The 8080-nt window shown below is 44.2% G+C and carries 8 protein-coding genes; 3 read left to right on the forward strand and 5 right to left on the reverse strand.

Annotated features, from left to right (window positions below; all coding sequences use genetic code 11):
* Nucleotides 1-134: 134 nt before the first annotated feature.
* The 5 genes from QVO66_RS00190 to QVO66_RS00210 all read right to left on the reverse strand — a co-directional run bounded on the left by QVO66_RS00190 (nt 135) and on the right by QVO66_RS00210 (nt 3821).
* On the reverse strand, nt 135-1088 hold the full coding sequence (locus QVO66_RS00190; RefSeq protein ID WP_021853335.1) for an SPFH domain-containing protein: 954 nt from the start codon (nt 1086-1088) through the stop codon (nt 135-137).
* Nucleotides 1089-1115: 27 nt separating this feature from the next.
* Nucleotides 1116-1565 (reverse strand): NfeD family protein, encoded by a 450-nt coding sequence (locus QVO66_RS00195; RefSeq protein WP_021853336.1) that lies wholly within the window; start codon nt 1563-1565, stop codon nt 1116-1118.
* Between the two features lie 246 nt (nt 1566-1811).
* A complete protein-coding gene (locus QVO66_RS00200; RefSeq protein WP_021853337.1) occupies nt 1812-2189 on the reverse strand; it encodes a DUF2023 family protein in 378 nt (125 codons plus the stop codon).
* A 22-nt stretch (nt 2190-2211) separates the two neighbouring features.
* A complete protein-coding gene (gene fldA / locus QVO66_RS00205) occupies nt 2212-2715 on the reverse strand; it encodes a flavodoxin FldA (RefSeq protein WP_021853338.1) in 504 nt (167 codons plus the stop codon).
* A gap of 743 nt (nt 2716-3458) precedes the next feature.
* Nucleotides 3459-3821, reverse strand: a complete 363-nt coding sequence (locus tag QVO66_RS00210) for a hypothetical protein (protein ID WP_021853339.1) — start codon at nt 3819-3821, stop codon at nt 3459-3461.
* A 453-nt stretch (nt 3822-4274) separates the two neighbouring features.
* Between QVO66_RS00210 and QVO66_RS00215 the strand changes: the two genes are divergently transcribed.
* The 3 genes from QVO66_RS00215 to QVO66_RS00225 all read left to right on the forward strand — a co-directional run bounded on the left by QVO66_RS00215 (nt 4275) and on the right by QVO66_RS00225 (nt 7408).
* Nucleotides 4275-4940: an FKBP-type peptidyl-prolyl cis-trans isomerase gene (locus QVO66_RS00215; protein ID WP_021853340.1), complete on the forward strand. Its 666-nt coding sequence runs from the start codon at nt 4275-4277 to the stop codon at nt 4938-4940.
* 150 nt (nt 4941-5090) lie between these two features.
* The gene (gene aroC / locus QVO66_RS00220) at nt 5091-6167 is read left to right on the forward strand and encodes a chorismate synthase (protein WP_021853341.1); all 1077 of its coding nucleotides are present in this window, start codon (nt 5091-5093) and stop codon (nt 6165-6167) included.
* A 332-nt stretch (nt 6168-6499) separates the two neighbouring features.
* Nucleotides 6500-7408, forward strand: a complete 909-nt coding sequence (locus QVO66_RS00225; protein ID WP_021853342.1) for a TraB/GumN family protein — start codon at nt 6500-6502, stop codon at nt 7406-7408.
* Nucleotides 7409-8080: the final 672 nt, after the last annotated feature.

An 8080-nucleotide genomic window follows, 5' to 3' on the forward strand; every position in this document is an offset into this window, starting at 1 on the left:
CGCACTATTTGCGCAGCGGCCTGACAGTGACACATCACCGTAACGGCACGCTGCCACCAACGGCAGCAACCTTCGGCACCAACCGGCATTATAACTTATTCGCGTCTCCTTATACCATAAAAATTTTAAAGTTATTATTCTGACTTAAACAAATCTTTTATTCCTCCTATGCTGCCCATAAGGTTTGTGGCCTCATAAGGCAGATAAACGGTTTTGGTCTTGTCGCCGCTGGCAACGTCTTCGAGCATCTTGATATACTTCTGTGCCAACAGATAATTGGCAGGATTGGTGCTCTTGCCCACAGCTTCAGTAATCTTCTGTATGGCTATTGCCTCGGCCTCAGCCTTGCGTATCTTGGCCTGAGCCTCGCCCTCGGCGTTGAGTATGGCCATCTGCTTGTCGGCCTCAGCCTTGTTTATTATGGCTGTCTTCTCACCTTCCGACTTAAGTATGGCAGCAGCCTTCTCGCCCTCGCTCGTAAGAATGGTGGCGCGCTTGTTGCGTTCTGCCTGCATCTGCTTCTCCATTGCCTGAAGCACGCTCTCAGGAGGTGTGATGTCCTGGAGCTCAACGCGGTTAACCTTAATACCCCATTTGTTGGTGGCATCGTCGAGCACGGCGCGCAGCTTGGTGTTTATAGTGTCGCGCGATGTGAGCGTCTGGTCGAGTTCAAGCTCTCCGATGATGTTACGCAGAGTGGTCTGCGTAAGTTTCTCGATGGCATTGGGAAGATTGCTTATCTCATAAACAGCCTTGAACGGGTCTACAATCTGAAAATAAAGCAGGGCGTTGATCTGCGTCTGCACATTGTCTTTTGTAATCACGTTCTGCTTGTCGAAGTCGTAGACCTGCTCGCGAAGGTCGATAGAGTTGCTGTAGATGTAGCGGCCGCGGCGCATGGTTACAATCTCCTTTGCGCGGTCAATAAACGGTATGATGATGTTTATTCCGGGTTTCAGCGTGGCATAATACTTGCCGAGACGCTCTATAATCTTTGTTTCCGACTGAGGTATGATGACAAGACTCTTCTTCACTACGATGAGCGCACATATAATTAGCGCAATAAAGATATAAGCAACGATGTCCATAATTTAAAAGATTATTAGGTTATTAAATCAAATTTTCTCTACCGTGATGATAATACTCTCGCGCCCTATAACCCTTACGCTCTGCCCTACAGCCACACTTTCGCCATTGGCCGTGACGGCTTTCCAGTCGTCACCGTCGATGGCCACGCGTCCGTATCCGCCTTCAACGATAGTCTCGCTGACGCGGCCTGTACGGCCTATAATGGCATCGGCATTGCTAAGGCGCTCCTTACGGCTGCCATGCAGATACTTTATGGCAAACGGACGCACAAAGAATATGCACAACACCGAAAACAGCAAAAACAGGAAAAGCTGCAGATAAAAACCCGGCACAAACAGCGAGACAAGAACCGTAAGCAGCGCACCAATGGAAAAACACATCACGTAGAAGTCTCCGTTGGTAAGCTCTACTATAAGACAGACAATGGCTATGAGAGTCCACATCTGCCACAAATTATCGGCAAAATATTCTATCATACACACTAATCTTATTTATTTGCGAAGATAATGAAAATTATTTGTTCCTACAAATAATAAGAAACAAATTAAACATATAAAACGTAATACCACAGAATGGCGGCATACGGAAAGACACGGCAGCCAACATAACTTTACAAACAAGACGTGGCCGACTTCACAGCCGGCCACGATCAATGTATACAAAAACATTATGAATTTTACTTAGCGAACAAGATTTCTAAAAAGTTTATCATCTACTTTACGTCATTGTGCCTTCATGCAGCTGCGGCATTTGCGCTCACAATAGCGCTCACACTGCGCGCAGATATCATAGCCGAGCATAGCTCCGAGGATGAAGTCCTCCTCTGGCGTGAGCTGGCTCAGCGGCCGTGTAACCATGAGACGGATAGCCTCGAGACACTGCTTGCGGCCGAAAAACAGGTTTATGCGGTCGTTGCCCACCGGCTGAAGTATATAGCTGATGTTCTGCCGCTTAAGGCGCGCCGTGGCATAGTCCTCATATCTCTTGTTGAAAGTGAAGAGCACCATCTGGCGCACACCTTTCTTATACTCGTAAATATGGTTCATCAGCACCTTCATGTCAGGTGGCAGTATCTCTGTAATAATGGCATCCGTTCTCATAATTCATGTTGTTTTAAATTAACTAAAGACTGTTCTTTATACTTTCAAGCCATGCGTCGATGCGGCAGTCTGTCTTGTCCGGCTCATTGACATCGTCGAGCGCAAGCCCCACAAAACAGCCGTCTACCACGGCAGCTGAATCGTCATAGGTGTAGCCGTCTGTCGAAACGGCACCGACAAACTTTGCTCCGCTGTCTTTAAGTGCATTGTATATCTCGCCGATAGCCGAACAGAACGTGTCGCCATACGACTCGCTGTCGCCGCAGCCAAACAGAGCAATGGTCTTTCCGGAAAGGTTGGCCTGCTTAAGTGCCTCAAGTCCGTCGTACCAGTCGTCCTGAAGTTCGCCTGCTCCCCATGTAGAAGTGCCCAAAATCAGATTTGTGTAAGCATCCGGAGTTGAAGCGTCTATACTTGAAACGTCAAGCACGTCGGCAGCTCCCACACCCAGCTTGCCGGCTATATTCTCGGCAATGGCCTGACAGGTTCCCGTTGACGAACCGTAAATTATACATGTCTTTTCCATATCAATTTTATCATTTATGAGTTATTTGTCTTTACGGCTGCAAAGATAACGTACAAGAAAATATACTGCAATACCTAAAAATAGGGTTTCTGACAATACCTAGAAATGATTAGGCCATGGCCGTAACGACTGAGTTTTACCCTAAATCAAAGTCAACAGACTCACGAAAATATTTTCAAGAAAAAGTCAAAAATCATGTCATGAGTTTTCTGTAAAATAGGAATCATACTGCTAACATAAGTTAATTTGACACAATCAACAGCAGCAATAAATTAACCTATATTCACAAACGGCATCTCTTAGAACCTAAAAAGCACTTGTTTTTAATAAAAAAAGCATTGATTTCGGCTGGTAAAACTTGCCGTTTTGCATGCAGAAACCTATGCTTTTGCAACACAAAAGGGCACATATTGGGCAACATCCGAGTTACGTCTATATGGCAGAATATTCTAAACCGCTGATATAATGCAATTTAGCAGAGACTGCAATATCCGGCTATTTTTCAGAGGAAAACATGCTTTCATAAAGAGCAACGCCATTCTGAGAGCGTCAAAATAAAAAAGTTTTCTGTTTCAGCGGTAATATTTCATTACATTTCAGAATGTCATACCGCGATAATGAGACACAATAACAAGATGCAGCAAAATGTCAAACGACACATACAAATATGGCAGTCAGGACACAAAACAAAAAAAGTCCGTCTGAGCTTACGCACAGGCGGACTTCCTGATATACGATAATGATTATCTTTCTATGCCACGGTTGTTGAATGTTACGTTCAGAAGCATCAGATACTTGCGGAACTGATCACCGGTAAGAACGTTACGCATGTACTTCAGGTCTTTCTCTACTGCACCGTTAACCATAGATGCACGCTCGTCTGAATTAGCGTTGGCAGCATTCAACATGTCTGCGCAGAATGAAGTGTGAATGTCCTGAACAGCCTCAAGCTGGTCTGAAGAAAGACCGAGGAAGTCAGCGAGCTTGCCGTAGTTAACTTCCATGTTGTAAGCTTTTGCGCTCTCAACGTTGTTCAACTTCTCATCTTCTGCAAATGTCATAGTCATGCTGAGCACAGCTACGACGGTTAAAAACAATCTTTTCATAATCCTTAAATTTTCATTTTACCTTGAGCCCCGGCTCTTTTCTCACGAATCGCCTCAGCTCGTTATCCTAAATTTATTTATCTCTTTTTGTCTTTCGACGGTGCAAAGATACATCAAAATCCGACAAAGCGAAATAAAAATATCATGCTGTTTGCGTTAACAGCTTACTTTTTTGACCTAAATCAAATATTTAAAATACTTTTAGCAATCTGTTTAGAATATATTACAACAATATGAAATAACAGCAAAATATTTGTAACATAAAGTAAGACAATACCCCTTCATCCGTTCATAACGGCAAAAAAGATGCACCAAAAACAAGTAAAGACAGGGCATGAGAACAAGAAACGGGCATGAGAATAAACAGAAAAACAGAAAATTTAAACACGATTTATTTTATTCTGAGCACAAATTGCATTATCTTTGCACTCAAAAGAAAATTTTAGTCAAGAAATGGAAAGTAACAAGAACAAATACATAGCAGTAGCTTACAGACTGTATGTTGTAGACAACAACTCAAACGAACTCGTTGAAGAGGCTACCGATAATGAGCCGTTCCAGTTTATCAGCGGATACGGCATAACGCTCGATGCATTCGAGAATGCCACTGCCGGGCTGAACAAGGGTGAAGAATTTGACATCACCCTGTCGAAAGACGAGGCTTACGGCGACTATGAGGAAGAGCATGTGCTCGACCTTGACAAGAACATCTTCTGCATAAACGGACACTTCGACCATGACAACATATATAAAGACGCCATTATTCCGCTGCAGAACGAAGACGGAAACAGATTTTTGGCAAAAGTTGTATCAGTAGGCGAAGACAAGGTTAGAGTGGACCTCAACCACCCGCTGGCTGGCAAGACACTCAACTTCAAAGGACATATCGTTGAGTCTAGAGAGGCTACTAACGAAGAAATTCAGGGTCTTATCAACCGCATGAGCGGCGAAGGATGCTGCTGCGGACACCATGGCGAAGACGGAGGCGACTGTTGCTGCGGACATCACCACGGAGATGGCGAAGGATGTCATCACGGACATGGTGAGGGATGCCACCATGAGCACGGCGAAGGATGCCACCACGGACACGAAGGCGGCAACGGCTGCTGCTGCAACTAAAGAAAAGAACAGCACAGACAAAGGTCTGAAAAGCGTATAGGCAAATACAGCAACAGACCTGAACCTATAACGGCAAAAGGCTATGACACGACAAGCGCTGTAGCCGTTTTGCCGATTTTTTATGTTAAAGTAAAAACGGTTCTGCAAAACATGAGTAACTCTTTCGGAAAATTGTTCAGACTGACCACCTTCGGCGAAAGCCACGGCGAGGCTGTCGGCGGAGTTGTAGACGGATATCCGGCAGGAATAGACATCGACCTTGATTTCATACAAGGCGAGCTTGACAGAAGAAAACCGGGACAAAGCGCCATAACAACAGCGAGGAAGGAGGCCGACAAGGTTGAAATATTGAGCGGAGTGTTTGAAGGCAAGTCTACGGGCTGCCCCATCGGCTTCATCGTGAGAAACTCCAATCAAAGATCGTCCGACTATGACAACATGAAGGACGTTTTCCGTCCGTCGCATGCAGACTTTACATATAATTACAAATATGGGATACGTGACCACAGGGGCGGAGGCCGCTCGTCGGCACGAATAACCATAAGCAGATGCGTAGGCGGAGCGCTGGCCAAGCTGGCTCTAAAACGTTTAGGTATATCGGTTAATGCCTACACATCACAGGTTGGCACCATCGCTCTCAACAGCGACTACAGGAAATACGACCTTGAGTCGGCCGAGGAAAACATTGTAAGATGCCCCGACAAGGCTAAAGCCGAAGAGATGATAAAGCTTATTTCGGAGGTTAAGGCTGAGGGCGACACCATAGGCGGAACAATTACGTGCGTGATAAAAGGCTGCCCGGCAGGACTCGGAGAGCCCGAGTTTGACAAGCTGCATGCAGCCCTCGGAAGTGCCATGCTGGGCATAAACGCCGTGAAAGGCATTGAGTTTGGAGCTGGATTTGGCATGAGCGCCAGACGCGGAAGCGAAGTGAACGACCTCTTCTTCAATGACAACGGGCGCATAGCCACAAGAACGAACAACAGCGGAGGCATACAGGGAGGCATAAGCAACGGCGAGGACATCTACTTCAGAATAGCGTTCAAGCCCATAGCAACACTGCTGAAAGACCAGACGACCGTAAATAAGGACGGCGAAGAAGTGAACCTCAAAGCCAAAGGGCGACATGACCCATGTGTGCTGCCACGCGCCGTACCGATAGTAGAAGCCATGGCTGCCATGACAATACTTGACCAATATTTGTTATCAAAAACAATAAAACTTTAAAATTTTGCAGAAAAGTGTAAAAAGGCGCATAATTATTTGGTTGTATAAAAAATATATCGTATATTTGCATCGACAATTCAGGGTTTGTGAAAATCTTGATTTCGTCTAATTAAGTCTAGTTTAGTTTTTGTGTTGGTTGAGAGCGGTCAATTGGCCGCTCTCTTTTTTTGCTGCACCGTAACATGCTAAAAACAAGCACTTTAGACAAAAATAAAGAGGCAGGACACAAAAAACTTTCTTATCATTTCGTTTTTGCATGACAATTGGCTATCTTTGTACGGAATAATTTTTTAGTATCATGACAAATGTGTAATCCCTAAATAATTCTATCTATGAAAAGAATTTTATTTTCTGCATTTTTGCTGTTTGTTGCGTTAATAGGCATTCAGGCGCAACTTTTATGGAAGATATCCGGCAACGGACTGAGCAAACCGTCGTACATAATAGGCACATACCATCTTGCACCGGCATCTTTTGCTGACAGCATACCGGGACTGAAAAATGCCCTAGACGCATCTGAACAGGTTTACGGAGAAATAATAATGTCGGAAATGACTGCTCCTGAAAACATGGCAAAATTACAGAGCGCCATGATGCTCCCGGACGGACAGACGATAGACAAGATGTTCACAGCCGAGGAAATGGCACGTATCAACGCCATGATGAAGGACATTATAGGCATAGACATGACCAACCCGATAGTGGCACAACAGTTCGGGAAAATGTCGCCACAGGCCCTTACAACACAGTTGACCGTACTGATGTATCTTAAAAAGAACCCGAAATTTAACCCGAACCAGACTTTTGACGAGTATTTTCAGAATAAGGCCAAGGAACAGGGTAAGACTGTTGGCGCGCTCGAGACAATAGACTTCCAGATGGAACTCTTGTACAAGGGACAGACGGAAGAGCGCCAGAAAGAACTGCTGCTGTGCCTTGCGGACAATAAGGATATGTATGAGATGATGACAGAAAACATCACCAAAGCCTTCTTTACACAAGACCTGAAGGCCATAAACGACGCTATGGAAGAAAAACTGAACAACAGCTGCGACTACACTCCACAGGAAAAGGACGCATTGATATATAACCGCAACGCCGACTGGATAAAGAAGATGCCGGAGATAATGAAGAAGAGAGCTACATTCTTTGCCGTAGGAGCCGGACATCTGACGGGAGAAAAAGGCGTGCTGGAACTGCTGAAGAAAGCCGGATATAAGGTTGAAAGCGTAAGACAGTAAGCTCAACAGTATCTGACAAATCATAACGCTACACGGCATAACAGAGACAAAAACGGGCAATGCCCTGCCATTTTACAGGCAAGAAAGCCTTATGACAATAGCGTTTTGCTACAAAATAATGCTCCGAATATGGGATAGCCTTTATTCGGAGCATTTTAATTTTTACAGAAATAAGCTTTACGACAAATCTAAGCAGGGAAACAGATAAAAATGACAATATTCTGCAATATTAATCGCCAACAAGCATTATGAATAAGATAATGCTACAAATCGGCCATAAGACCGCATATTGTTTTATCTATTTGACGTATTCCTGTTTTCAGCCCTCTTATATTTTCTATAGACGCCTTTTCGCCCGTTTTTCTTGACATAGTTCGTTACATCTGCCTAAAAAGCAAACGGCAAAGCGACGGATATTAAGCAGCTATCCAGCAAAATAATAATGCCCGGTTGGAGTTAAACGGCCTAAATTTATCACTAAACACTCTGTTGAGAAGGCGGAATGGAGCTAAATTAGTCGTCCCTTAAAAAGATTATTATCTACTAGTATTCAGTAATTTAATCAATAAAAGTCTTTGATAAATCTGCAAGTTTTCTTATCTTTGGGTTAAGAAACTTGCAGATTTTATGATTAAAAATACTAATAATAACCCTTCTTTATTCAGCAGCCTG

The sequence above is a fragment of the Prevotella sp. CAG:255 genome (assembly GCF_000431195.1).
GTDB lineage: Bacteria > Bacteroidota > Bacteroidia > Bacteroidales > Bacteroidaceae > Prevotella > Prevotella rara.

Coding starts and splice junctions, on each gene's coding strand:
- QVO66_RS00190 (WP_021853335.1), bottom strand. CDS start 1,088: ATGGACATCGTTGCTTATATCTTTATTGCGCTAATTATATGTGCGCTC.
- QVO66_RS00195 (WP_021853336.1), bottom strand. CDS start 1,565: ATGATAGAATATTTTGCCGATAATTTGTGGCAGATGTGGACTCTCATA.
- QVO66_RS00200 (WP_021853337.1), bottom strand. CDS start 2,189: ATGAGAACGGATGCCATTATTACAGAGATACTGCCACCTGACATGAAG.
- fldA (WP_021853338.1), bottom strand. CDS start 2,715: ATGGAAAAGACATGTATAATTTACGGTTCGTCAACGGGAACCTGTCAG.
- QVO66_RS00210 (WP_021853339.1), bottom strand. CDS start 3,821: ATGAAAAGATTGTTTTTAACCGTCGTAGCTGTGCTCAGCATGACTATG.
- QVO66_RS00215 (WP_021853340.1), top strand. CDS start 4,275: ATGGAAAGTAACAAGAACAAATACATAGCAGTAGCTTACAGACTGTAT.
- aroC (WP_021853341.1), top strand. CDS start 5,091: ATGAGTAACTCTTTCGGAAAATTGTTCAGACTGACCACCTTCGGCGAA.
- QVO66_RS00225 (WP_021853342.1), top strand. CDS start 6,500: ATGAAAAGAATTTTATTTTCTGCATTTTTGCTGTTTGTTGCGTTAATA.